Source organism: Sorangium sp. So ce367, assembly GCF_051520455.1.
Taxonomy (GTDB): domain Bacteria; phylum Myxococcota_A; class Polyangia; order Polyangiales; family Polyangiaceae; genus Sorangium; species Sorangium cellulosum_B.
Window position 1 is genome coordinate 12050558 of the sequence record NZ_CP150334.1, and the last position, 26231, is coordinate 12076788.

General features: G+C 71.8%; 17 protein-coding genes and 1 pseudogene. 5 read left to right on the forward strand and 13 right to left on the reverse strand.

Translation table 11 applies throughout. From position 1 onward, the window contains the following. Positions 1-44: 44 nt before the first annotated feature. The 11 genes from WME97_RS45645 to WME97_RS45695 form a co-directional block, all read right to left on the reverse strand. Positions 45-5390, reverse strand: coding sequence for a hypothetical protein (locus WME97_RS45645; RefSeq protein WP_437547368.1), 5346 nt, complete (start codon positions 5388-5390; stop codon positions 45-47). Continuing rightward, positions 5387-7189, reverse strand: coding sequence for an ATP-binding protein (locus WME97_RS45650; protein WP_437547369.1), 1803 nt, complete (start codon positions 7187-7189; stop codon positions 5387-5389). Before WME97_RS45650 ends, WME97_RS45645 begins: the two co-directional genes overlap by 4 nt. Before the next feature lie 155 nt (positions 7190-7344). Then, a complete protein-coding gene (locus WME97_RS45655) occupies positions 7345-8523 on the reverse strand; it encodes a hypothetical protein (RefSeq protein WP_437547370.1) in 1179 nt (392 codons plus the stop codon). 293 nt (positions 8524-8816) lie between these two features. Beyond that, positions 8817-9740, reverse strand: a complete 924-nt coding sequence (locus WME97_RS45660; RefSeq protein ID WP_437547371.1) for a hypothetical protein — start codon at positions 9738-9740, stop codon at positions 8817-8819. Positions 9741-9967: 227 nt separating this feature from the next. Next, entirely contained in the window at positions 9968-10216 is a 249-nt protein-coding gene (locus tag WME97_RS45665) for a hypothetical protein (RefSeq protein ID WP_437547372.1), read from the reverse strand. Next, positions 10213-11376, reverse strand: coding sequence for a hypothetical protein (locus WME97_RS45670; RefSeq protein WP_437547373.1), 1164 nt, complete (start codon positions 11374-11376; stop codon positions 10213-10215). The genes WME97_RS45665 and WME97_RS45670 overlap by 4 nt, the downstream gene beginning before the upstream one ends. A gap of 139 nt (positions 11377-11515) precedes the next feature. Beyond that, positions 11516-12565, reverse strand: coding sequence for a hypothetical protein (locus WME97_RS45675; RefSeq protein WP_437547374.1), 1050 nt, complete (start codon positions 12563-12565; stop codon positions 11516-11518). After that, positions 12562-14769 carry a hypothetical protein gene (locus tag WME97_RS45680; RefSeq protein ID WP_437547375.1) on the reverse strand — a complete coding sequence of 736 codons (2208 nt, stop codon included), beginning with the start codon at positions 14767-14769 and terminating at the stop codon, positions 12562-12564. Before WME97_RS45680 ends, WME97_RS45675 begins: the two co-directional genes overlap by 4 nt. Further along, the gene (locus WME97_RS45685) at positions 14766-15089 is read right to left on the reverse strand and encodes a hypothetical protein (protein ID WP_437547376.1); all 324 of its coding nucleotides are present in this window, start codon (positions 15087-15089) and stop codon (positions 14766-14768) included. The genes WME97_RS45680 and WME97_RS45685 overlap by 4 nt, the downstream gene beginning before the upstream one ends. Continuing rightward, positions 15086-16219 carry a hypothetical protein gene (locus WME97_RS45690; protein WP_437547377.1) on the reverse strand — a complete coding sequence of 378 codons (1134 nt, stop codon included), beginning with the start codon at positions 16217-16219 and terminating at the stop codon, positions 15086-15088. Before WME97_RS45690 ends, WME97_RS45685 begins: the two co-directional genes overlap by 4 nt. A 484-nt stretch (positions 16220-16703) precedes the next feature. Then, positions 16704-16895 (reverse strand): hypothetical protein, encoded by a 192-nt coding sequence (locus WME97_RS45695; protein WP_437547378.1) that lies wholly within the window; start codon positions 16893-16895, stop codon positions 16704-16706. 377 nt (positions 16896-17272) lie between these two features. On the opposite strand from WME97_RS45695, the gene WME97_RS45700 reads away from it, so the two are divergent. The 4 genes and pseudogenes from WME97_RS45700 (at position 17273) to WME97_RS45715 (ending at position 21538) form a co-directional block, all read left to right on the forward strand. After that, entirely contained in the window at positions 17273-18211 is a 939-nt protein-coding gene (locus WME97_RS45700) for a DEAD/DEAH box helicase family protein (RefSeq protein ID WP_437555625.1), read from the forward strand. Further along, positions 18136-18804, forward strand: a pseudogene (locus WME97_RS45705) (HsdM family class I SAM-dependent methyltransferase); the annotation flags it as partial. The gene WME97_RS45700 and the pseudogene WME97_RS45705, both read left to right, overlap by 76 nt. A 394-nt stretch (positions 18805-19198) precedes the next feature. Then, the gene (locus tag WME97_RS45710) at positions 19199-19543 is read left to right on the forward strand and encodes a DUF4288 domain-containing protein (RefSeq protein WP_437547379.1); all 345 of its coding nucleotides are present in this window, start codon (positions 19199-19201) and stop codon (positions 19541-19543) included. Positions 19544-20332: 789 nt separating this feature from the next. After that, complete coding sequence (locus WME97_RS45715) at positions 20333-21538, forward strand: STAS domain-containing protein (RefSeq protein WP_437547380.1); 1206 nt, start codon at positions 20333-20335, stop codon at positions 21536-21538. A gap of 19 nt (positions 21539-21557) precedes the next feature. On the opposite strand, the gene WME97_RS45720 is transcribed toward WME97_RS45715, so the two are convergent. Next, positions 21558-22946 carry a type VI secretion system Vgr family protein gene (locus WME97_RS45720; protein WP_437547381.1) on the reverse strand — a complete coding sequence of 463 codons (1389 nt, stop codon included), beginning with the start codon at positions 22944-22946 and terminating at the stop codon, positions 21558-21560. Positions 22947-22965: 19 nt separating this feature from the next. On the opposite strand from WME97_RS45720, the gene WME97_RS45725 reads away from it, so the two are divergent. Continuing rightward, positions 22966-23277 carry a hypothetical protein gene (locus tag WME97_RS45725; RefSeq protein ID WP_437547382.1) on the forward strand — a complete coding sequence of 104 codons (312 nt, stop codon included), beginning with the start codon at positions 22966-22968 and terminating at the stop codon, positions 23275-23277. A 1067-nt stretch (positions 23278-24344) separates the two neighbouring features. On the opposite strand, the gene WME97_RS45730 is transcribed toward WME97_RS45725, so the two are convergent. Then, positions 24345-26204 (reverse strand): DUF2169 family type VI secretion system accessory protein, encoded by a 1860-nt coding sequence (locus WME97_RS45730; RefSeq protein WP_437547383.1) that lies wholly within the window; start codon positions 26202-26204, stop codon positions 24345-24347. Positions 26205-26231 lie beyond the last annotated feature (27 nt).

A 26231-nucleotide genomic window follows, 5' to 3' on the forward strand; every position in this document is an offset into this window, starting at 1 on the left:
CCGGCGGCGCGCGGGCAACGCCGGGAGCGGGGCGCCCGTGCGCGCTACCCGATGGAGCGCAGCAGATGATCGAGCGCCCGGCGCTCCTCCGCGTCGGTGACCGACCTCAGCGCCCGGTTCACCTCGCCGACGGCGGCCGCCGCCAGCAGCGCGACGGCCGCCGGGTCGGGCGCCCCGCGCGCGCGCAGCCACGCGAGCGCTTCGTGCTCGGTGTTGACGACGATGTGGCTCCGGCTCGCGTCGTAACGGATCGGCCGCCCTGAGCGGCCCTCGACGACGGCGCGCACCGGGGACCCCTCGAGGTTCATCCGGACGATGGCCTCGTGGAGCGCGGCCGCGAGCGGGCTCCCGGCGGCCGCCTCCTGCCCCGCGGGCGTGGCGCCTGGCACCGGGGCCGCCTCGCCGCCGAGCAGGCCGAGCACGCTGCGCCACAGCGCGATCGCCCAGGCCCGCGCGCCGCTCGAGTCGGGCGGCGCCTCCGCGGCGGGCGCCTCCGCGGCGCTCGAGTCGGGCGGCGCCTTCGCGAGGGGCGCCTCCGCGCCGCCGGTGGCCGCGGGCGCCTCCGCGACGGGCGCCTCCGCGCCGCGGGCGCCCGCGGCGGGAAGGCCCGTCCCGGAGGCGGGGCCGATCTCCTCCGCGATCGCCACGGCCGGGGCGGGCGTCGCCGCGAGGGCGCCGAGCTCGCGCAGCGCGCCGGGGGCGGCGCGGTGGCGCAGCACCTCGACGAGCGGCGAGCCGTCGTCGAGCAGCACGAACGGCGGCGAGCCGTCCGGGAAATCGCCGTCCGCGCTCCCCCGGCGATCGGTGATCCACAGGCAGCCGCTCGCCGCGAGCTCGGCGCGGATCGCCGCCGGGCCGACGCTCTCCCCGGAGGCGGTCTGTGCCGCGAGCTTGCCGCCGGAGAGGCGGCCGAGCAGGTGCAAGTTCCAGAGGTACGGCGCCGCGGCCGCCTGATCCGAGAGCTCGGCCGCCATGGAGGCCGCGGCCTCCATGGCGAGCTCCGCGATGGCGTCCCAGCGCGCCTCGCGCGGCGGCCACACGAGGAGCCTCCCCTCGACCGGCGCGAGCGGGGCCACGCCGGTCGTCCCGGGGCCCACGCCCGCCCCGCAGCGCAGCGCGACCGGGGTGAAGCCGCCGCCGTCGCCGCCCTCGCCGAGGATCGCCGCGGAGGGCGCGGCGACGAGCACCTCGGGCGCGCGCGGCCACCGCGCGGGCAGCCACAGCGCGCCGATCACGAACAGCGGCCGGGGCCAGGTGGTGGCGACGTCGATCCACCGCGTCGCGAGCGCGTCGCCGGGCGGCGCGAGCCGGGCGCGCAGCCACCGCGCGGCGGCGTCGCGCACCGCCTGCCGGAGCCTCGACGCGTCCCCGCGGCCCTTGAGCCCGTCGAAGGCGCGGTTCGGCTCGAGCGCGTCGTCGTTGACGGCCGCGCACAGGGGCCACCCGTCTCCGGCGTCGAGCGCGCAGAGCGGGCGGCGCCCCACGTGCACCGCGATGCCCGCCGCCCCGGCGTGCTCCGGGGCGAGCAGGCCGATCTCGCCGTGCGCCGGCGGCGCGCCCTCCTGCGCGCCGGCCGGCTGCTCGAAGGGCAGGATCGCGAAGCACGCCGCGCGCGCGGCCGCGTCGAGGCCGACGGCGGCGAGCGGCGGCGCCGTGAGGCGCTCCTCGGCCGCGCGATCGCGCGCGACCGCGTCGGTGATGTCCTTGACGATCACGGCGGTCGCGAGCTGCAGCCGCTCGGGCCTGCTCAGCGCGAGGACCGGCCGCTCGTAGCGCTGCTTCGGGTAGGGCGGCGGCGTCGAGGTGCACAGCCACTCGGCGCGCGGGTCGCGCCGGAGGTCGTCGAGCGAGAAGAGGTTCCCCTCGATGTCGTGGAAGAGCGGCGCGCGCGCCGCCTCCGCGACGACGCGCTTGCCCTGGGCCAGCGTCTTCAGGACGGCGCGGCGCGCGTGGCCCCGCGCGAACGGCGGCAGCTCGTCGAAGCGCGGCGCCAGCGCGATCAGGTGGCGGCCAGCGGCCTTGGCGAGGCGCGTCAGGATCGCGCGCGAGGCGTCCCTCGACGGGTCCGCCGCGCCGGCGCGCACGAGCAGGCGCAGCGGGATCGGCAGCTCCACCTCCACGCGCCGCTCCGCGCCGTCGGGGCCGACGAAGCGGGCGTCCGACACCGGCCCCTCGACGATCTCGATCTCGCCTTCGAGCCCCTGCACGCCGAGCGCGGCGGCGCTCACCCGCAGCAGCGGGTGCGAGGGCGCGCCTGGCAGCGCGAGCGGCGCGCGCGGCTGGCCAGCGGCCCCGCGCGGGCCCTGCTCCTGCTGCGCCTTGCTGGCAGACGCGCGGCGCTCCTGCTCGGCGGCGGCGCGCTGCCGCCGCGCCGGCACCCCGCTCTGCGCCAGGAGGGCGCGCCCGCCTGCCCACCGCATCAGGGCCGCGCGCTCTCGCGGGTTGCGGGCGACGAGGGGGTGCCAGGAGAGCGTCTCGAAGCCGGGCGCCGCGTCGAGCACCGGGATCGGCGCGGGCGCCGGGTGCGTCGCGTCGAGGGTCTCGAGCGAGCACGCGACCTCCTGGCCGCGCGCGTCGAGCATCCCGAGCAGCGGCAGGCGCCGGATGCGGGCGGCGAGCTCGCTCGGGGCCGCCTCGAAGGGCGCGCTTCCGGGCGCCCGCGCGCGCGCCTGGAGCGCGTGCGCGCTGTCGAGGAGGTAGGCGCTCACGCGGGCGTCCGGCCTGCCGCGCTCGCGGAGCGGATCGCCCCGCAGGCCGAGCCGCGCGCGCGCTGCGGCGTCGCCCTCCAGCGCGGCCACGAGCGCCTCGAGGAGCGCGCGCTCGACCTCGTGGACGGCGGCGTTGTTGCGTGGCGACAGGAGGCCGTCCCAGCGGCTGTTCGGCGCCGCCGTGTCGTCGTCGATCGCGATGGCGGCGGGGCTGAACAGCGGCGCGGCCTCCAGGGTGGCGAGGGGCCGCGACGCGTGGTGCCACACCTCCACCACCGCGTCGCTGGGCGTGGCGAGCGCGAGGAAGCCGGGGCCGCTGACCTCGAGGACGGGCGCGCCGGCGGGGATCGCCCCGAGCCTCTCCAGGGACACCGCGAGCGCGTGCCGCCGCGCCGGCCCTCGCGCCGCGAGCTCGTCCTCGGTGAAGAGCCCCGGGCCGTAGGGGACGAGCTCGCGCTCCGGGAGCGCGGCGGCGAGCCAGTCGAGCTCGCGCTGCGAGACGGCGAGCACCAGCCTCCGGTCGGCCGCGTGCCCCCGCGCCCCGGGCGGCGCCGTGCAGATGCCGCGCGCCGCCCGGGAGAGCGTGGAGAGATCGCTCACGCTCACGAACAACCCCGCCGTGAACGTGGGCCAGATCCGCGCGTCCAGGAGGCCTTCGAAGCGCTCGGGGGCGAGGCCGTCGTCCGGGGGCGGCGCCGCGCCGCCTCCGCGCCGGGGGCCGCCGTCCCCTGCGCCGAGGCGCAGAGGGGCGCAGAACGCCGCGCCGATCGCGGCGCGCAGCGCGGGCCTCACGCGCGCGAGCTCGCTCTCGGGCGCAGGCGCGGGCGTCGTCGAGCCTGCGCCTGGCTGAGCGTCCCCCGGGCTGAAGAGCCGCTTCGCCTCGCGGTCGGCCGCGGCGATCGCGAGCTTCAGCGCGTGGCGGACGGCGCGCCAGAAGCGCGCGTCGCGCTCGACCCCGTCGTACGCGAACCGCGGCCGCACGCGCCCCTTCCACGCGAGCGCGATCTCGACGGGCAAGGGGACGGCGGCGGGATCGAGCTCCACGGTCTCGAGGTGCCGCCCGTCCACGAACACCCGGACCTCCGCGCCGCGCGGGGGCTCGCGGGCGTCGGCGAAGACCGCGAGCTCGCCGCGGAGCCCGGCGAGCGGCCCTTCGTCCACCTGGAAGGCGTCGCGGAACGCGTGCTCCGGGGAGGGCGGCACGACGGGATCGCCGGTCGCGTGCAGGAGGAACGCCCTGCGGCGCTCGGCGCCGAGCTTCACTTGTTCGATCATGGCCTCGGCGTCGGCGAGCGGGAGCCCGGCGAGCGCGCGCTCGACGAGGCCCCCCGGGCTCCAGACCACGTCGCCGGCCCAGGGGGCGAGCTCCTTCGGGAGCCTCGCGTCGCCGCGGAACAGGAAGAGCCGCGGCGCATCGTGCGCGTCGAGCGCCGCGAGCGACGTCGGCCGCCCCCGCCCGTCGCGGAGCAGCGGGAGCTCGCGCACGGCCTGCGCCTCGGCGGGCAGCTCGGCGCCCGCCCGCATCGCCCCGGTCGCGACGCAGGCGAAGGCCGCGAGCGCGTCTGCGAGCCGGTCGCTGTCCTCGTCGACGACGAGCGCGCCGTCGGGGACCGCGCCCTCGCCGCAGACGAGCGCGGCGAGGGTCTGGATGGCGTCGAGCAGCGCGCCGGCCGCCGCCTCGCGGAGCCGCGCGCGGAGGGGCGCGTCCTCGCGCACCGCCGAGCGCGACGCGTTGGTGGGCAGCGCGTCCGCGTCGACGACGACGCGGACCGGGAGCTCGACGCCCTGGTAGGGCGCCGAGGGGAACCGCGGATCGAAGCTCCAGCGCTCGCGGACGAGCCGCACGCCGCGCTCGAGGTAGTCGACGACGGGGAGGTCCGAGGGCAGGGGAGCGGAGATGGGCGCGGCGAGGGGGCGCGAGCGGGGCGCCGAGCTGGCCGGACCTCCTTCGGGCTCGGGGGGCGCGACGATCTCCAGCGCGGCGCGGCGCGCGCCGCGCACGTGGAACGGCACGCGCACGAGCACCTGGAGATCGCTGCTCGGGAGAGCGCGGCGCAGCGGCTCGCCGGCGAGCGCGATCGGGATCGGGAAATCGCCGGTGGCTGCGGCGAGGTGCGCGAGCTCGGGCGGGCTATCGCCCGTGATCGCCCGGCGGAGCACCGACCAGCCGAGCCTCCGCCGCACCTCGATGCGCAGGCCGGCCGCGGGCATTCCGGGCGGCCTCGGGACCTCGTCGCAGGCGGGGCCGGCGGCCGGCGCGGGCGCCTCGGCGGGCGCCTCGATCAGGTCGGGCGTGAAGCGCACGCGCGTGCAGCTCGCCCCGCTGCCCTTGCGGGACGGCCCGGTCGTGAGCAGGTCGACGCGCGCCGGGCGCAGCCCGAGCGCCGCGTTCACGCCGAGCGCGAGCAGGCGGAGCCTCCGGGACGCGGCGTCGGGCGCGGCGTTGAGCACGTGGTCGAGGAGGCGCTCCAGGGCGGGCCCGTCGGGCGGATCTCCGTCGAAGGTCACGACGACGTCGTCGGCGTCGTAGCGGAGATCGATCTGCGTCGCGCCCCCGGCCGCCGCGGCGCGGACGAGCTCGAGCAGGTAGAGGTCCAGGTCGACGAGCAGGTGCTCCCTGAGCTTCTGGACGGCGCGGCGGGCATCGACGCGGATCGCGCCGCGGGCGACGACCCGGCTCACCGCTGCGACCCCCTCGGCGCGGGGCGCGCGCCGCCTGCGGGCGCCCTCTCGCCGCGCGCCGCCCCCGCGCGTGGCGGCGGGCTCGCCGAGAGGTCGAGGAGCCGGTCGCTGTCCTCGGGATCGAGCGGCCCCTTGGCCTCGACGAGCAGCGCGCGGGCGAGCAGGTTGCCGGCGGTCACCGCGTCGACGGCGGCGCGCCTGCGCGCGAGGGCCACGGTGTCGCTCTCGATGTTGAGGTAGAGGGCGTGTCCTGGCGGGAAGCGCGCCGCGCGGCGCACGACCTCGCGCGCCGCGTGGCAGCTCTGCTCGGGCCCGGCGCGCTCCCCGCTCCCGGGCAGCAGGAACCCGCTGCGCTGGCGGAGGGCGCCCTCGACCTGGCAGAGGCTCACCCGGGCGACCCCGTGCCGGGCGCGGGCGAGCGCGTCGGCGATCACCTGGAGGAGCGCGGCGTCGGCCGCGCGGGCGCGTTTCGGCTCCTCGCGCTCCTCGCGCACGAGCAGGTACGCGGCGTGCGCCTTCTCGACGCGCGCCGCCGGGAAGCACCGCTTCAGCAGCGCCCTGGTCGCGGGGTGGTTGCACAGCACGACGGGCAGCCCGCCGCGGGCCATGGCCGCCGTCAGCGCGTCGGATCGCCTGGCCACGAGCAGCGGCTCCCGCCCCGGCGCGAGCGCCCGGAGCCCCGCGCGGCTCCGGTCGCCGGCGACGGGGCTCGCGAGCGGGAACGGGATCTCGTCCGGATCGAGCGCGGTCGGCGGCGACAGCGCTGCCTCCAGCATCGCCGCGTAGGCGGCGGCGCCCTCGGCCTCGCCGGCGGCTGCCGCGGCCGCCGCCTGCGGGAGGCGGGCGGCGAGCTCGCGCCGGAGCGGACCTTTGACGAGCTCGCGCACGCGCGCGATCGCCTCCCAGAAGGCGTCGTCGCGGCGCACGTTATCGCGGCTCAGGGTGTGCTGGAGGTGGGGGCTCATCACCTTGAACCGCACGCCCGAGAGCCCGCTGAAGAGCTCGTCCGCGGTCTCGAACAGGGTGAGCCCGCGGTTGTAGAAGCCGGCGAAGCTCTGGCCGTGCTCGACGGCGGGGTCCCCGCTCGTGGGCTGCGCGAGGTGCTGAGCGCCGGCGGAGGGGCCGACAACGACGGTGGTCTCTTCCTCGACGGCGGTCACGGAGACGGGCGCCGCGATGGCGAGCGGGGCGTCGATGCGCACGGCGCCCGTCCGGGAGCCCCCCTCGTGGTCTGCGATGCTGAGGGTGATCTCGCGGTCGGCGTGGCGGCACCACCGGCGGAGCGCGGCGTGCGCGCGGCGCGCGTGCTCGACGAACGCCTCCCGGTCGAGCCGCTGGAGCAGGGTCACGCGTGTGCCGCTGCCCTGGCGCGGTCCGGCGTCCTCGAGCTCGTAGCTCGTGTCGCTGTGCAGCCGCAGGAGCCATGCCTTTCCGTCGCGCCACGTCTCCACGTCGACCTGCTCCGGCTGGAGGGCGAACACGGAGACGAAGCCGACGCCGTATTTCCCGATCTTCGTCGCGTCCCCTTCCTTCGACGAGTTGAAGAGGGTGAGCAGCGGGCCCTCGATGTCCTCGCGGCTCATGCCGCACCCGTCGTCGGTGACCGAGGTGGCGCACGCGCCGGGCAGCGTCTCGACGCGCACGGCGATCTTCCGCGCGCCGGCGTCCATGCCGTTCTGCACGAGCTCCCGCAGGAAGGCGTACGGGTCGGCGAACTGCTGCACCATGTCGGCGACCGGGCCCGGGGGCGGCGGCGGGGGCGCAGCGCGGTCCTCGCGAGAGGAGCGGTAGGGGGCCATGCGTCCTGCGAGGTTATCACACGGCGGAGCCGCGGTTGGAGGGGGGCCTGCGGGGCTGGAGGGGTGGAGTCTGTGCGAGCGGAGACCGGCCCTATGGCCGGCGCAGGTGCGACCGGTGCAAAGCTCGAAGTGGAGAGAGCGGGGGAGACTCTGCGTCAGGACATGAGGCCGAGTACGAAGAGAGCGTCGGACCAGAGCGGCCAGAGCGTGCGGAAGGGGTGGGTGGCCAGCAGCAGGCCGCCGTTTGGAAGGCGCCGGACGTAGTAGGGCGAGTGGCGCTCGATGAACCGGACGTGTCTCCCCGTGGCGACCTGCACCTCGTAGGAGGCCTCGCCCTCCCTGGGCTCTTCGATGATCTCCTGAACGAGCTCGCGCGCGCGAGGCTCGACGGCGCGCCATGCTTCGTCCGGCACCGCCGAGGCTTCGAGCGCGCCGACCAGCGTGGCCGGCGGCATGGAGAGCGCCGCGAGCACTTGTTCGCGCGTGAGATCCTCGTCGCCTACGAGGCGGGCGCGTGGGACGCGCCGAATGGCGTCCGGGCGGGTCGGCCGCTCGGCCCGCGATCGGGACGCATCGCGGTCGAGGTCGTCGTGCTCGTCGACGCGCTCGACGGTGCTTGCGACCCCGACGCGCGCCCCTCTGGGAGCGGCTTCGACGCGCGCATGCAGCGCGTCCATGGACAAGCCCGCGGCGCGCTTCACGATGTCGCCGTCGTGGATGTGCAACCACGACAGGGCGAGATCCCGCGCGATGCTCGCGGCATCGGCGTGGTAGGTCGCACACGCCTCGACGGGCGCGGGCCAGCTGGAGACGGCCGCGCACGAGCCGGTCGTCACGCGGGGACGCGCGTCCGGCGCGCACAGGCCGAGCAGGATATCTTCCATGTCCTGCTCGAACTGCATCGAGATCATGGCCGCCTCGGCCTCCACGGAGCGCGCATCGTTGCCGATGGCGATCTCGAGGCAATACGGGTAGAGCCCCTTCCACTCGTAGGTGTGTATGCGCAGAGGGCCGCTGGCCCACCGGCGTTCGTGTTCTTCACCATAGCAGTCCAGGCTCAGACCATACCTGGCCAGCCATCTCCACTTCGTGCCGAAATCCACACATATCTGCGAGCGTGCCTTGAAGGCGGGACGTGTCGCCGCGATGACCTCGTCGAGGGGAACCCTGCTGCGCCACAGGTGTTCGGAGGATCCAGGCGTGGAGAGGCTGACATCGCAGAGTCCCCCCGGGTAGACGAGCGCGGAGAGGGCCGCCGCGAAGGCGTCGAACCGGTCCGCCTCGTCGCACCACGCATAGAAATCGGGTCCCCGTTCACTCCGCGCTTGGTTCATATACCGACGCATCGAGAGCACCTATCTGACTTGCAGAGCTCCGACCACCGCTCTTCGCACGTCTCTTGCCGCGAAGAATAGCACGAGCTCAGCGCCTGGAGCATGTCACGGTGAGAGGCCCGACGGCCGAGAGAGAGCGGATGCCCACCCCCGGCCCGTGCTCGGCGCTCCGCGCCTGCGCGCGGTCCGCCCCTCCCCAATCGCGCGCTCCGCGCGCTCAGGGAGGGGGCGCCGTCTGGTACCTGCGGCCCGGGTGCGGAGTCCGGATAAGCGACGACGTCGCACGACCGGCATCAGGACATCAGGTCGAGCAGGAAGAGAGCATCCGCCCAGAGCGGCCAGAGCGTGCGGTAGGGGTGCGTCGCCAGCATGACACCGCCGCTCGGCAGACGCCGCACGTGGTAGGGGGCGTGGCGCTCGATGAACTGGACGTGCTTGCGCGAGGTGACGTCCGCCTCGTAGGTGGGCGCGCCCCCCTTCGTGGCTGCGCTGGTCTCAAGCGCGGCCGATTCGACCGAGCGCCATGCATCGTCCGGCACTGCAGAGGCTTCGAGCGCATCGAGGAGCAGGCTCGGAGGTATATCAAGCGCCTTGATGACGGTTTCGCGCGTGAGCTCGGCGTCTCCCTCGGTTGCGGCGCGCGCTCCGCGACGAACGGCCTCGGCGCGCGTAGGCCGCATGTCTCTCGATGCCGCTGCGGCCCAGTCCATCCGCATGTGCTGGCGCACGAGCTCGACGTCGCCTGCGATACCGACACGCGCCCCACGCGGAGCAGCGTCGATGCGCGTGCGCAGCGAGTCGAGCGACATGCCCGCCGTAGTTGGCGTTTTGTAACCCTCGTTCAGATGGACCCATGAGAGGGCGAGGTCGCGCGCGATCGACGCGACGTCAGCGTGGTAGGTCGCGCATGTCTCGACAGGGGCGCCCCAGTCCCCGACACCCACGCATGCGCCGGTCTTCACGCGCGCATGCACCTCCGGCGCGCAGAGGCGGATCAGGAGATCCTCGATGTCCTGCTGGACTTGCATCGACGCGATCGCCGCCTCGATCTCCACGCCGCCCAGGCCCACGCCCAAGGCGATCTCGATGCGCGACGGGAGCACATCCCTCCGGTCGAACGGCGACCCGCGCAGCGGGCCGGATGGGTACCGGCGCTCGTACTCCTCGCCGAAGCACTCGATGCCGAAGCAGGACCAACGCCCAGATCTCAGCTGCACTCCGAAGTCCACGGAGACGTGCGTATTCGCAGCAAAGGCGGCACGTGTCACTGTGACAACCTCGTCGATGAGGATCGAGCGACGCCATATCCTGGCAGGAGTGTCGAGCGAGGTAATGTCGACATCGCAGCGCCCCTGTGGGTGGACGAGGGCGACCAGGGCCGCCTCGAACGCCTCAACTCGGGCCGCCTCGTCACACCAGGCATAGAACCAAGGGCCTGAATCGCTCATACCTGGATGACCATCACCAGATTCTTGAGCCCTTTGATAGTGATGCGCTCGCCCGTGCTCACCCTGACCAAGTAGTCGTCCACTATCTTCAAATCCTCATTGTTGAGCGCCGCGCCCTTGGGCATGATCAGCTCGACCCTCTGAACATCTCCGGCGAGTCCCTTCTTCTTGAGTGCCTCCATTGCGTTCGTCAACTGCTTGAGTGCCTTATCGACGTCGATGCTCCCCTCCTCAATCGACTTCACCTCGGAGAGAGCGAGCGCGTTCCCCTGGTGACCGACAGGAAATCGGGAGCCTTGGCAAGGTCGGTGAGAGGGGGTGACTGCTTCGGGATATCCAGCACTGTGCGCACGCCGTCATCCCCCACCCCGACGAGCGCCCGCCCGTCGTCCAGCATGAACTTGGCCGCCTTCTTCTCCATCGCGTCGAGCGATTTGCTCGTGACTGCCCCACGCAGCGTCTTGTACCAGGTGCGCCGCGGTGCGCGCAGGGCCGTGGCGAGCTCCTCGCCCATCTGCGCGATCTCCTCGGCAACGCGAATCGCATCCGGCGTCAGCCCGCCAGCGCGACGGACCGCGCGCCACATCGGCCCGACCGCCCCGAGCCCGAACCCCACCCCCGAGAAGATCCGCTCCTCGGTGCTGAGCTCCTGCCCTGACGGCAGGCACCACGCCTTGCCCGTCACGGCCTCGCACAGGTCGAGCGCCGGCCCGACCACGGGCACGAACCCCACCCCGATGCGCGTCGTCGCGTGGACGAGCGTCTGCATCACCTCCGCGTACGCCCCGAACCCCTCGGCGACCGTCGACATCGCCCCCGCGAACGCGCTGATCGTCTGGTAGAGCTGCGTCTGCTCCAGGTCGAGCCCGTCCCCCGTCCACTGGTTCAGGCTATCCTTCATCTGGTCCGCGAGCGCGTCGAACCGCGGCTTCAGCACCGTGTCCACCTGCGCCCGCAGGTCCGCCGGCACCGGCGTGTCCACGAACCAGTCCGACGCATCCATGTACCGCCGCACGACCGCGGTGATCCGGTTCTGCGCCTTGAGGAACGCGTTCGTCTCCGCGAGCGACACCCCCATCCGGTCGCGCAGCGCGATCTCCAGCGCCGCGCTGTTGGCCCGCCACGCCCGCACGTTCGCCACGAAGTCGGCCCGCGCGACCACCACGTCGCCGCTCACGTCGGCCTCCAGCGTCGCGATCACGCCGTCCGCATACGCCGCATAGGGGTCCCTCCCCTCGTCGAACGCTCCGTCCACCTCCGCGATGTCCGGCACCTCGACCCACGGCACCTCGCTCTCGCCGAGCGCGTACGCCCACGGGTCGTCCGGGTTCCACCCCTCGGGGTTGGCCGTCGATGAGGACGGCTCTGCAAGGGCGGAGCACGGCTCCGCGAGGCGGATGCCCACCCCCGGCCCGTGCTCGGCGCTCCGCGCCTGCGCGCGGTCCGCCCCTCCCTAATCGCGCGCTCCGCGCGCTCAGGGAGGGGTGCGCCGTCCCGCAACTCCAGGTGGGAACCTGAGAGCGAGAGCAGGCGGGCAACTCGCGTCAGGACGTGATGCCCAGTAAGAAGAGGGCGTCGGCCCAGAGCGGCCAGAGCGTGCGGTACGGGTGCGTCGCCAGCACCACGCCGCCGCTCGAGAGGCGACGCACGTGGTAGGGGGCGTGTTGCTCGAGAAACCGGACGTGTTTGCGCGTGGTGAGGTCCACCTCGTGCGCGGGCGCGCCCTCTGCGATTATTTTCATGATCTCGCGGGCATAGGGCTCCACGGCGCACCATTCATCGTCCGCGAGCGCGGACGCCTCAAGCGCGTCGAGAAGCACTTCGGGTGCAGTATCAACGGCCCGTAGAACTGCTTCCCGCGAGACCTCAGCGCCGCCTTTGACCGCGATGCGCGCCCCGTGCGGAGCAGCGTCGACGCGCGCACGCAGCGCGTCCATCGACAACCCCGCGGCGCGTTCCACCTTGTCGCCGTCGTGCAGGTGCACCCACGAGAGAGCTAGATCACGCACGACCTCCGTGGCCGTCGCGTGGTAGGTCGCGCCGATTTCGATCGGGGCGCCCCAGTGCCCGAGCTTCGTACATCCTCCGGTCGTTACGCGCCTGCTCGCGCCCGGCGCGCATAGGCGGAGCAGGAGATCCTCCACGTCCTCTTGGACAACGAGTGACGCCATGGCCGCCTCAATCTCGACCGATCTCGCGCTGGCGAGCAAGCCGACGGGCAGGCGAAGCGGGAGCAGTTCCTCCTTGTCGAACGGCGACATGCCGAGAGGACCTGAGGCGCCGCGGCGGAGCTGCCCGTCGCCGCAGCAGTGGCCGCTGAAGCCTAACCCACGTCCGGAGCTCAGCGTCACGCCGAAGGACGCCCAAGCGTACGCGTCCGTGCCGAACTGGGCATGCAGCGTCGCAGCGACTTCGTCAATAGGAATCTCATCGCGCCGTGTGTCGAGTATCGACAGGCTGCTACAGAACCGCCACGGGTGAACGAGAGCCGACAACGCCGCTGCAAATGCGTCGATTCTATCCGACTCGTCACACCACGCGAAGAACGAAGGGGTTGATTCCCTCAAAACCCGCTGACCGCTTGACTCGCTCATATCTCGATGATCCTGACAAAATGCTTGAAACCCTCTCCGGAAATCTGAACGGTCTTGCCTGTAGCCTTGTCGAATAAATAGCCATTCTTGATGATCTTGTTGTGATCGTCGAACGCCACGCCCTTCTTGATGATCATCTCGACTCTTGTGACGTCGCCGGCGAGCCCCTTCTCTTTCAGCGCCTTCAGAGCGTTCGTCAACTGTTTGATCGCTTCCTGGACGTGCGTTCCACTTTTCGCCTCGCTCACTGCCAGTTTGTTCCCTCGGGTCACCGTCACAAAATCGGGCGCCTTCGCGATGTCGCTGTAGGGAGGAGCCGTCCTCGGTATACCCAGCACCGTGCGCACGCCGTCGTCGCCAACGCCGATCAAGGCCCGCCCATCGTCCAGTAGGAACTTGGCCGCTCTGCGCTCGAACGCGTCGATAAACTTGGTGGTGACCGCCCCGCGCAGCGTCTTGTACGATGTTCGTCGGGGCGCGCGCAGTGCTGTCGCGAGTTCCTCGCCCATCTGCGCGATTTCCTCGGCAACCCGAATCGCATCCGGCGTCAGCCCGCCGGCGCGACTGACGGCGCGCCACATCGGCCCGACCGCGCCGAGCCCAAACCCCATCCCTGAGAAGATCCGCTCCTCGGTGCTGAGCTCCTCCCCCGACGGCAAGCACCACGCCTTGCCCGTCACCGCCTCGCACAGGTCGAGCGCCGGCCCCACCACCGGCACGAAGCCCACGCCGATGCGCGTCGTCGCGTGGACGAGCGTCTGCATCACCTCCGCGTACGCCCCGAACCCCTCGGCGACCGTCGACATCGCCCCCGCGAACGCGCTGATCGTCTGGTAGAGCTGCGTCTGCTCCAGGTCGAGCCCGTCCCCCGTCCACTGGTTCAGGCTATCCTTCATCTGGTCCGCGAGCGCGTCGAACCGCGGCTTGAGCACCGTGTCCACCTGCGCCCGCAGGTCCGCCGGCACCGGCGTGTCCACGAACCAGTCCGACGCATCCATGAACTGCCGCACGACCGCCGTGATCCGGTTCTGCGCCTTCAGGAACGCGTTCGTCTCCGCCAGCGACACCCCCATCCGGTCGCGCAGCGCGATCTCCAGCGCCGCGCTGTTGGCCCGCCACGCCCGCACGTGCGCCACGAAGTCCGCCCGCGCGACGACCACCCCGCCGCTCACGTCGGCCTCCAGCGCCTCGATCACCGCGTCCGCGTACGCCGCGTACGGGTCCCTCCCCTCGTCGAACGCTCCCTCTACCTCGGCGATGTCCGGCACCTCCACCCATGGCACCTCGCTCTCCCCGAGCGCGTACGCCCACGGATCATCCGGGTTCCATCCCTCGGCGCGCGCATCCTGCGTCGCGAGGTCCGCCACCTCGTCGGCCTGCGCGCCGAACTCGTCCATCAGTCGCGCGAGCTCGTCCTCCAGGTCGCTGACGCTCTTCTTCAGGTCGTCGACGAGCTGCTCCATCGCTGCCCGCGTCGCCGGGTCGACCACGTCCTCGTACCGGTCGAGGATCGCGTCGAGGTCGGTCCGCGAGATCTCGTCGAGCGGCCGGTTCACCAGGTCGTGCAGCTCCAGATCGAGCTGCCGCAGCAGATCCATCCGCGCCCGGAGGTCCGCTATCTTGGCGGCGTTCCGCAGGATCGCCTCCATCAGCTTGCCGAGCGCGACCTCCAGCTCCGCGATGTCGCGCGCGAGCGCCGGGTTGATCTCCGGGAGGCCGAGGTCGGCCACGGTGCTGCCCTCGAAGCCGGTCCCATCGCGGCGGATGTCGAAGAGCGGTTTGTTGAGCCCGAGCGGCTCGGAGACGAGGTGCACCACGTCGTGCGCGTGGGTACACCAATCGCTGCCGTTCGCGGTGTGGACTCCGAAGTAGAACGCGTTGGTACCCGTGCGGAGCAGCACCGAGTCGAACCCCGCCTCGAGCGTGTTGCTCAGCGAGCCGTCGCCTTCGACCTGCAGCGCGCCCGGGATCCCGTAGGTGGGCAGGGGCGTCTGGTTCACCTCGAACATGGCGTCTCCTTCCGTCTCCAGCTCGCCGCTCGCGCACGAGTCGACGTCCTGGCGGCTGCTCCAGAGGATGGTGTACGGCGTGCCGGCCCACACCAACGACGGCGCCAGCACCGCCAGCGCCGTGACAAGCGCGACGAGCTTCTGGACCACCACGGAGCTCCGGCCGCGCAGCGCAACGTCCTTCGAGCCTCTCATGTCCCCTCCGCGCCGCGCACGGCGGCGTCATACGCGATCGCGGCGCCCTTCACGTCGCCCGCGTCGAGCCTCGCCTGCGCTGCGTCGAGCTCCGCCGCGCCCATCCCCTTCTCCCGCAGCGCCGCGAGGCCCGCCGCGATCTTCTGCGGCAAGCCCGTCCTGAGCTCGGCCTCCGCGGCGTCGAGCTGCCCTCGGAGCGCCGCACACCCCGCCTCTCGCCACGAGGACGACGCCGCCTCGCAGAGCGGCCGCATCTGCACCAGCGCCAAGAGCTCCCCGCACCGCTCGGCCAAGAGCGGCAGCCCGAGCTTCTCGCTCATCGGCGGCGCCGCCGACAGCGCCGCCGCCCGCGCGCGCGCTCCCTCGCTGAACGCCTCCGAGGCCTTGCGGCTCCGCGACCGCGCGCTCGCCTCGCGCTCCCCTCGTCTGCCTCCAGCGCGACGAGCGCCTGCCGGCGCAGCGCGATGCCGCCGAGCAGCGCCGTCGCCGTCGCGTCGCTCCGGGCGACGCGCCGCTGCGCGTAGCCCAGCATCGCGCTCAGCGAGCGCAGCGCCCCGGACGTCATGTCCGGCACCACCGCGCCGTGTGTCGCAAGGACCTCCCTGTGCGGCGCGATCGCCTCGTCGAACGACACCGCGAACGCCCGGAGCTCCGCCGACAGGTTCATCACCTCCGCGGCGAGCTCGCTCGGCGCCCGGCTCGCGTCGCGCGCCGCCGCGAGCACCGCCTGCTCCACGCCGTCGAGCCCTTCTATCGCCGATCGCGACGCCTGCGCCGAGAGCGCCGCGTACGCCGCCATCTCCGCCGCCTCGGTCGCGCGGTAGGCGGCGAAGCGCGCCGCAGCGCCCGCGTACCTGGATTGCAGCGGCGCGCCCTCGTCCCTGGCTCGATCGAGGATGGCCTGCACGGAGGCCATCGCCAGCTTGTCCGCCGCGATCGCTGCGGCGAGGGGTTCCCGCTCAGCGCTCGCCTTGCCGGTCATCGCCTCGTTGAAGTTGTCGGCCGCATGGATCGGCTCTGCCTGGAGGGCCTCCTCCTGGCGATCCCTGATCAGCCGGAGCAGCCTGCCGAGCTCGCCGTGGAGCGTCGCCCGGAGCGACTCGGCGTGCTTCCTCTCGTCGCGCACATAGGACACGACACGATCGACGGTGTCGAACCAGGCCCCGAGCTCCGCCTCGTTCGCGATGAGCTCCTCGGGCGTCACGCGACCCGACCACCGCGCCCACATGAATATCGGCAGCTCGCCGTCCGCCTCGGCCTTGTTCCACGCGCTGGCCGGGCCCTCGCTCGCGTCGACGCAGTGCTCGACGACGCCGGTATTCGGAATCGCGCAGATCCTCCCGCTCAGGGGTTCGTCGTCGCGATCCCACAGGCACCCGGGCACGGTCGCACCAAGCACCAGGGCGGCAAGGGCCGCCGCAACGATCGTCGCCAATCGCACCGTTCTCATCTCATTGCCTCCACCCCGCGATATTTCTCGCCCAAGCACGCTCGCGCGCCCGTTTCCCAGGTGCAAGCGTGCTCACGAAAGCGGTGGGACATTGCTCGGCCGAGGAGCACGCCCTCGAGCGCCATGTCGTCCGTCCTCAATGCTCGGACCGTCGCCGGACCGGGGAGGTGTCCTCCGGTGCATCCGACGGGAGTCTGTGGTGACGCCAGGGCCGTCCACCGAAGCGCAGGGGAAGCAGGGAGGTGCGGCGGTCGACGCTGGAGCCGCTCCGCGGGCGACGAGCCCAGGGCGAGACGACCCTGGAGCCGTCAGAAAGGCGAGGTCCGGCGGCCCCGGAGCCGCCGATTGCCTCGGAAGGGCTGCGCCCGCGGCGACGCCCGAGGGGAACGGCTCAGAGCGCGCTTTGCCGCGGGATCATCGCGTTTCCCGGCCGTGGCAGCGCGATCTGGGGAGCATGGGGGCCGCTCTCAGGCGCCGCCGGCGGTCAGTCGCCTTCGAGCTGCAGGGGAGATTCGGGCGAGGCGGGGGGCAGCGCGTCGTCCTCCTCGGCTGCGGTCCGGCCGGGTCTGCGGCCGGACGGGCGCACCTTGGCGGCGAGATCCTCGAGGCCGGCGAACGTGAAGCTCGCGGCGAGCAGCGTGGCGGCCTGGCCGAAGCTCTTGTCGCTCTTGCGCATGGCGTTCTGCTTCGCGCGCAGCGTGGCCTCCTTCTCCCGCTCCTCGGTCGCGACCTTCGCGAGCTGCCGGCTAGAGCTCCTCGGAGTGCGCGGCGCCGGGAGGCTCCGCGATCGCGATCCGTGGTCCGATCTCTCTCCACCTTTGCACCGGCGCTCGGTTCACCTTCCTTCGCCCGTTCCCCGGCTGCTCCGGCGTTGTTGTCCTACCCGGCGCTTCCGGGTGGAAGAGCCCTCCACCGCGCCTCGGTATCGACGGGAACCCGCTGCTTTCGTTACGCTTCCTGATCCAGCCCATGACTCGTCCCGAAGATGCTGCCCGGAAGAACATCGACGATGCGCTGACGACTGCCGGCTGGGCCGTGCAGGACAGGCAGGCGATGAACCTCGATGCGGCGCATGGCGTCGCTGTCCGGGAGTTCCCGTTGAAGCGCGGTCACGGCTTCGCCGACTACCTGCTCTATGTCGGCGGGGAGGCGGTCGGCGTGATCGAGGCGAAGGAGGTTGGCACCACGCTCACCGGGGTGGAGGGGCAGACCGAGAAGTACTCGGCCGGGCTCCCGGACCTCCTCCCAGCGCCGGTGCGGCCGCTGCCGTTTCTTTACCAGTCCACCGGCGTCGAGACGGCCTTCACCAACCGGCTCGACCCCGACCCGCGCAGCCGCTCCGTGTTCCACTTCCACAAGCCGGAGACCCTGAGCCGCTGGATCACCTCGGAGCCGGTCTACCTGCCCCGCGTCGATGGACGTCCCGATCCGCTCAGCCAGCGTCCCGCGTCCTTCCGTACGCGGCTGCTCACGTTCCCGGACGTGCCCGAAGCGGGCCTGCGGGTCGCGCAGGTGCGCGCGGTGCGCAACCTCGAGGTGTCCCTGCGCGACAACCGGCCGCGGGCGCTCATCCAGATGGCCACCGGCGCGGGGAAGACCGTTGCGGCGATCACGTCGATCTACCGGCTGATCAAGTTCGGCGATGCGAGCCGGGTGCTGTTCCTCGTCGACCGCGACAACCTTGGGCGCCAGGCGCTCAAGGAGTTCCAGCAGTACGTGACCCCGGACGATGGTCGAAAGTTCACGGAGCTGTACAACGTGCAGCGGCTGACCTCGAACAAGCTCGATCCGGTCGCGCGCGTGGTGATCACCACCATCCAGCGCCTGTACTCGATGCTGAAGGGCGAGGCGGACCTCCCGCCCGGCGCGGAGGAGCTCGGCCTGGCCAGCATGAGCGAGCTGCTCCGGGAGCCTGCGAGGCGCTCACCGTCATGCGCGAGGACTTCTGGGCGACGACGAGCAACAAGCAGCTCAACTTCGTCCAGCACGTGAAGACCATCCTCGCGATCCATGGGCGCGCGGCCGTCGTCGTGCCAGACAACGTTCTCTTCGAGGGCGGGGCAGGGGAGACGATCCGCCGCAAGCTGCTCCACGACTGCGACGTTCATACGCTGCTCCGGCTCCCCACAGGCATCTTCTATGCGCAGGGCGTGAAGGCGAACGTGCTCTTCTTCGACAAGAAGCCCGCCAGCGAGAAGCCGTGGACGAAGAAGCTCTGGGTCTACGACCTCCGCACGAACCAGCACTTCACGCTCAAGACCAACCCACTCGCGCGCGCCGATCTCGACGACTTCGTCGCTTGCTACAAGCCCGGTGAGCTGCACAAGCGGCGGGCGACGTTCTCCGAGAAGCATCCAACCGGGCAGTGGCGAGCCTACGACTATGCGGAGCTCATCGCTCGGGACAAGTGCAGCCTCGACGTCTTCTGGCTGAAGGACGAGAGCCTGGAGGCCTCCGAGAACCTGCCAGCGCCGGACGTGATCGCCGGAGAGATCGTGGAGGACCTGAGGGCCGCCCTCGAGCAGTTCGAGACGGTGGAGGCCGATCTGAGGGCGCGAGCGTCGGCCGGGAGCACCTCGCCGTGAGGACCTCCCTTCGTGACCCCACCCGGTCCGTCCCGGGGCGTCCCCTCTGTGTGACCGCTCGCGACCGCTGAGCTACCCTGCCGCCGTCGCCGCCCTGCACCGGAGAGGTGTGCTTGGGGGCGTGGCGGCGCGGCCTGCGGACCGGCGGCGGGGTCGGGGTGGACGCTGGCGAGCGCGCGATCGCGGCACCTCGCGGGCTTCTTCCCTGCCACGCCTGGTTGGTCGGCTTCAACGAGGCCGCCGCCTGCGTGGCGGAAGGTGGCCGACTTGAGGAGAGGGAAGCGTCCGGACAGGTAGGCCCCTACCGCCGCGCCCCGCGACAGGGCAGGCTGATCTCGGCATCACGCGGCGTTACACTCCCGGTCAAAGCCGAATAGGCAAGCGAGTTCATCCCATGGAATCCAGCCCGAACAGCGATCTCTATGTTGCCGTTATACTCTACGAGTCTTGGTCACCGGACCCATCGTACACACCCATGTACGAAGAGTGCTTCGCGCTGGTGCGCGCCGAAAGTGAGGAGCTGGCACGCGCGCGCGCCGAGCAACACAGCCGTGCGCATGAAACGTGCTTCAAGAATGTTCTAGGGCAGGAGATTCACTGGAAGCTGAAGCACGTCGTGGATGTAAGCCGTGTTCTTTCGGACACTCTTGATGACGGCGCGGACATCTACGCGCGGCACTTCAAGAGCTATGAGGCTTACCACGCGTTCGAACCGTTGCTCGGCGGCAGTATCGACTGACAGATGAATTGGAAGGGGGTGGAGCGTGCGCAGGGCCGTCATTGTCGGGATTGTGCTCTCAATCCTGTTGGGGACTCTTGCGTCGATCCCGCCATTGTTTGGTTCCTCGCTCGCGCTGGCTCAGAGCTGCAACACGAACGAAAACCTCGGCGACATCGCGACGTTGTTCATCGGTAGATGTTGCAAGGGATCCATTCTTCGTGAGTTCCCAGGCCAGCTGCTGTGGACAACGATCCGAGAGATCCGACGTGGAACAACAGCGGACCACAAGAAGGCTTGGAAGCTGCTGAACGACCGTCGTTTCACGAGGTAGCTTGAGGGGCGAAGGCCAGCGCACCGAAGCGTCGGCGATCACCGGTACGACCAGCACGCTCGCAGCCACGGCGGCAAGCGCCCACGACAGGGAGATACTGCGGTGACCTTATTCAGGAAACCTCCGAGGACCCGCCGGCGCCGGACGTGATCGCCGGAGGGATCGTGGAGGACCTGCGGTCCGCCCTCGAGCAGCTCGAGACGGTGGAGGTGCACCCGCACCTCTCACCACGTCTCCCGCTCCGGTCCACGCAAGCGGCGACTTCCCGTCCTCGGCCCACCTCGCCGTAGCTCATTCAGCGGCGAGCCGGCTCACCGTCTTGCCGCGGAGCGCCCGCCACGCTAGCGCTAGCGCCCCCACGTCGTGGCGCGTTTCTCCCGGCTCAATCGCATAACGGCCGCCAGGGAGCTCTTTCGCAGCCTGCTCCGTTCACGATACACTTATCCTTCTCTGTTCTCTGAGGAGTCGTGAGACTGATGGAATCTGCCCCCAGCGTGTTGCTCGGCGAGCTCTTCGCCCGCTCTGCCGATCTGCTCTTCATCGCCTCGGCCGACGGAGCGCTGCTCCACGGGAGCGGCGGACTGCGCGAGGCGCTGGGCCCCGGGGTCGAGGGGGGCGCGCTCCTCGCGGATCTCGCGCACCCGGACGATCGCGCCGCGCTCTCGGCGGCCTGGTCGTCGCTCCTTCAGAGGGACGAGCCCGTCTCGTTCAGCGTGCGCCTGCGCGACGGCGGCGGCGCCTACCGGCCGCTGTCGTGCAGCGCCAGCCGATCGTCCGACCGAAGCGCCGTCCTCGGCTCGCTCCGCCCCGCGCCGTTGGCCGTCGCGACCCCGATGGCCGACGACGAGCTGAACACGCTCCGGCTCAAGGCACGCATCCTCGACGGCCTCGTCGAGCACGTGGACCCCATGACGATATGGGCGCTCGACCGCGACGGGATCTACGTCTATCACGACGGCAAGTCGACCGCGAAGGCCGGGTTGACACGGGGGCAGCACGTCGGGCGCAGCGTCTACGACCTCTATGCGGCCACCCCGGAGGCCGCCGCCGAAATGCGGAAATGGTACGACGGCCAGGTACGCCGCGGTCGCGGCGAGGCGCACGGCGCCGACTGGGACACCTGGCTCATCCCGCTCCGCAGCGAGCCCGGCGGCGGCATCGACGGCGTGCTCGGGGTCTCGCTCGACGTGTCGGAGTCCAGGCTCGTCGAGAAGGAGCTGCGCATCCAGCTCGACCAGATCGCGGCGCAGCAGAAGGTGATACGCGATCTCTCGACGCCCATCATCGAGGTCTGGGACGGCGTGCTCACGCTCCCCATGGTCGGCACGGTCGACAGCGTCCGCACGGCCGAGGTCATGGACAGCCTGCTCGCGCAGATCGTCGAGAAGCGGGCGCGCTTCGCCATCCTCGACCTCACCGGCGTCGAGGTCGTCGACACCAGGGTCGCGAGCCACCTCATCCAGCTCATCACCGCCATCCGCCTCCTCGGCGCGGACGGCATCGTCGCCGGCATCAAGCCGACGGTGGCCCAGACCATGGTCGCGCTGGGCCTCGACCTCACCCAGCTCAACACGCAACGCAACCTGCGCGCCGCCCTCAACTACGCCATCCGGGCCATGACAGGCGCCCAGGGCGCCTCCTCCGCCGCGAGCCCCGCGCCCGGCAAGAGGCCAGCTCCCTGAGCGGCCTCATCGAGGCGGCTCACTCGTCCACGAGATCGAAGACGATGCCTCCCTGCGTCTTGATCCGGTGAGTCGACCGGTTCGCGCTGTTGACCGGAGAGGGCGTCAGCGGGTTGGGCGCGGCGCCCACGATGACCGGCCGATCCGGGTCGCCGTTCACGAAGGCGATGAGCACCTCGGTCCCCGGCTTGAGCGGGAAATGCGTGCCGTAGTTCGCTCCGGCGTGGTTCTGGAGCATGCGCACGGGCCTCGACGACACGCCGCCGGCCGCCCCCGTATCGAACAGGAACCGGATCATGTACCTGCCCTGATCGTCGATCTGCGCGTCGTTGCCCCCGCCCCCCGGCCCGGCGTCGACGATCCCCGTGACGACGCCGCTGATCCGGGGCGTCGGCGTGACGCGCGGCGGCCGGTACGTGTTCTTGCCCGGGATCGCGCGGAAGGTGTTCACGTAGCGCCGCGGCTCGTCGCTGCCGGTCAGCAGCGTCGCGCGGTGCTCCACCTCGACGAAGAGCAGATCGAGCGACTCCAGAATCGGGTGCCCTTCCAGCGCCGAGCGCGCGCCCGCGCCGAGCGCGCACACCGCGCTCCTGCCCGCGTACACGAGCTGCGTCGCCTGCCGCTCCTCGGCCCGGACCTGCGCCAGCGCCTTCCCCTCCGCCGGCGTCTTGTAATGGCCGCCGTACTCGATCACGCCGCCCGCATACCCGGTCGAGAGGACGTGCTCCGACGTCAGATCGAGCATCGGTTGCCGGTAGTTGTAGTCGCGGGCGACATACACGCTCGGCACCAGCCGCGATCTCGCCTCGAGCTCGAAGACGTCGCGCATGTCGGTGTTCTCGCGGAATTGGACGGACTCGGCGCCGGCCGCGGGCTCGAAGCCGGCGCCGTCGGTGAAGACCATCGTGTCCTGCCCGTCCTGGTGATCGAAGAAGAAGCTGATCCCGACGTGCTCGGCCAGACGGCTGATGAAGGCGAGATCGGTCTCCTGATACTGCACCGTGAATTCCCGCGGCGGGTAGGTGCCCGTCAGCCTGAGCACCACGTCGCTCCCGCTCAGGCCCACGAGCTCGAGCTTTTGCTTGATGAGATCCGGCACCGCCTTGTTCATCGAGATCTCCGTGGTCTCGACCAGCGCCAGCCGGTAGGCGCGCGGGACGATGTGCAGGCGGTACGCCCGGTGGTCGCGCAGGTTCGCGAGCATGTCGTGGACCTCCGCGACCATCCCGTGGACGCGCCGCACCTCGACCCTGTTCTGCTCGAAGACGATCGCGACGCTCTCGCCCGTGAAGGCCTGTCCGTCGACCTCGGCGTCGCGCGGACAGACCACCTCGACGTCGAACGTGAAGAGCTGGGAGATCGCCTCGCGCCCCGACAGTCTGCTCACCTGGACGAGGTCGGACGACAAGCCGGAGAGCTCGAGTCGAATGTCTAGCAAATCGGAGAGCCTGCTCGCCGTCCCCGTCGATCCCTCATTCGTGACCTGGGAGGGGGGCTCCTGCCGAGGGGCGCCTGAATCGGCGAGCCTGCTCACCGTCCTCGTCGATCCATCACTCTTGACGTGGGAGAGGGGCTCCTGCCGAGGGGCGCTTGATACGGCGAGCCTGCTCATCGTCGTCGTCGAATCATCGTTCGTGACGGGCGAGGGGGTCTCCTGCCGAGGGGCGTCTGAATCGGCGAGCCCGCTCGCCGTCGTCGTCGAATCATCGTTCGTGACGGGGGAGAGGGTCTCCTGCTGAGGGGCATCTGAAACGGCGGGCCTGCGCACCGACCTCGTCGGTTCAAGTTTCGTGGCGTGGGAGAGGGTCTCCTGCTGAGGGGCGTCTGAATCGGCGAGCCTGCGCACCGACCTCGTCGGTTCAAGTTTCGTGGCGTGGGAGAGGGGCTCCTGCTGAGGTGCGCCTGAATCGGCGAGCCTGCTCACCGTCTTCGTCGGTTCAAGTTTCGTGACGTGGGAGAGGGTCTCCTGCTGAGGGGCGCCTGAATCGGCGAGCCTGCGCACCGTCTTCGTCGAATTATCGTTCGTGACGTGGGAGAGGGTCTCCTGCTGAGGGGCGCCTGTAACGGCGGGCCTGCGCATCGTCGTCGTCGAACCATCGTTCGTGACGTGGGAGAGGGCCTCCTGCCGAGGGGCGCCTGAATCGGCGAGCCTGCGCATCGTCGTCGTCGAACCATCGTTCGTGACGTGGGAGAGGGTCTCCTGCTGAGGGGCGTCTGAATCGGCGAGCCTGCTCGCGGTCCTCGTCGAATCATCGTCCGTGACGTGGGAGAGGGCCTCCTGCCGAGGGGCGCCTGAATCGGCGAGCCTGCTCGCGGTCCTCGTCGGTTCAAGTTTCGTGACGTGGGAGAGGGTCTCCTGCTGAGGGGCGTCTGAATCGGCGAGCCTGCTCGCGGTCCTCGTCGAATCATCGTTCGTGACGTGGGAGAGGGTCTCCTGCCGAGGGGCGTCTGAATCGGCGAGCCTGCTCACCGTCGTCGTCGAATCATCGTTCGTGACGTGGGAGAGGATCTCCTGCCGAGGGGCGTCTGAATCGGCGAGCCCGCTCGCCGTCGTCGTCGAATCATCGTTCGTGACGTGGGAGAGGATCTCCTGCCGAGGGGCGTCTGAATCGGCGAGCCCGCTCGCCGTCGTCGTCGAATCATCGTTCGTGACGTGGGAGAGGGTCTCCTGCTGAGGGGGATCTGAATCGGAGAGTCTGCGCGTCGTCATCGTCGATCCATCCTTCGTGACGTGGGGGAGGGGCTCCTGCTGAGGGGCGCCTCGCCCGCGGGCGCCCCTCACGCTCGTCGATGCGGGCTCGGCGAGCTACCGTTTGCGATCGAAGCGTTCGTAAAGGCTCCTCCTCAAGGCGGGGGAAGGGGTCGGCAGCGCGGGGCGCTCGGGCGGTGGAGGCGGCGGCCTGCGGGGCGGCGGGGCCGGCGGCGGCTCGTCCGCCTCGGGGGAGCGCGCAGGCGAGGCGCTCAGCGTTGGCCTCGGCGGGGGAGGCGGCTCCGGCAGCAGCGGCTCCGGAGGTGGCGCCGCCGGCTCAGGAGCCGGGAGCGGCGCTGCCGCCGTTTCTGGCGCTTCCACGGCGGCTGGCACGAGCGCAGGGGGGGCCGCGAGCGCGCCAGCGCCGGAGGGGCCGGGCGCGCCGGCGACCGGCTCCCAGTCGTCTTCCATCGCGAGCGCGAGCGTGCCCGAGCCCGCGCGCTCCTCCGCCGTGACCGGCTCCCGGCTGATCATCGAGGGAGGCAGCGCGCCGCCCGGGGGCGCCGGCTGGAACGGGAGCGCCGGCTGGTCCGTCGCGCCGGCGTCCTCCTCGGGCAGCAGCGCCAGCGTCGCGGCGGGAGACCCCTTCGGCCCTTCTTCCACCGAGGAGATCGAGAGGGTCCCCGTGTCGACCCGCGGCCCGTGCGCGCCCGCGGCCGGCCCGGCGATGTCGCCGGGAGCCGACCCGGGGCGGAACGGCGTCGCCGCCGCCGAGGCGAGGGCAGCGGCCACCGCGCCAGCGTCCGAGAGGCTCACCGTGCGCGCCCCGGCGGCCGGCGCGGCCTGGGTCGCGCCCAGGGGGTCGCCGCCGTCGCCTCCCACGCCGCGCGCGCGGCCGGCCGCGTCCGCTGCCTTGGCGGGATCCTGGGCCGCGGCGCCCTGCTCCGCCGGCCTGTCGGGCCACTCGAGCGGCTCGCCGGGGAGCTCGACACCCGCCACGAGGGTGGCCGCCGCGAGCGCGGCCTCGTCGGGGACGACCAGGCTGCCCCGGAAGACGAGGGTGCAGCGCTGCTCGTCGCCGTCGATGCGCAGAATGTCTGCGTTCAGCTCGAGCGGGTGGCCCTCGCTCACGCCGAAGGCGGAGAGGCCGTGGACGCGCGCTCGACCGCGCGCCTCGGGCAGCCGCGTCCGGAGCCGCGGCAGCGTGGGGTGGAGCCCGTGGAGCTCGATCCACTCGCCGCCGCGCAGGTAACGCGTCCGCTGATCGGGGGGCGCCGCCTGGTAATAGGCCCACTCGAAGGGATCGGGGATCTCGGCGATGGCGGCGTCGAGCGCCTTGCGGGGCGTGGCCCCGAGCAGCCGCCTGCGCGCGGGCCAGGCGCGCGCGATGGGCCCGAAGCCGGCCGCGCGCGCCGGCTGGAGGGGATCGACGATGTTCGCCTCGGGCTCGGACGCGTCGCCCGTCGCCTGCACGCCGAGGAAGTTCTCCTGGTCGTTCTCGCCGCGGAGCGCCCGCTCGTACACGAGCGGCATCCGCTGGAACCCGGCCCTGTCCTTCACCAGGAGCTCCTTGTCGAGGAGGGGCCCGTCCTCATCGGAGATCGCGAGTCGCACGGGCAAGGCGTGCACGGGCGCGCCGGGCGGCGGCGCGTGGGCGTGGCCGGTAAAGAGCACGTCGGCGCGCTCAAGGTGCGGCGCCAGGTCGCTCGTGAGCCGGACGCTCCGCCCAGGGTTGTTGCCGTGATGGACCTCCCCGTGGACGACCTGCTGCGGCTCGACCCTGGGCATCTCCGCGTCCGCCGCGAAGGCGAAGGTGGCCTTGACGATGACGGTGATGTGGAGCTCGCCCCGGCTGCGCCACGCGACGGCGGCGGCGGCTGCTCCGTTCAGCGGCGTGACCCTCACGGGCCCGGTTGCGCCGTTCGTTCCACGGGTCATCGCGCCCTTCGCCGCGCCCTTCTCCGCACCGTTCGCCATTCCGCGGCGTTATAGCACGGCTCTCGT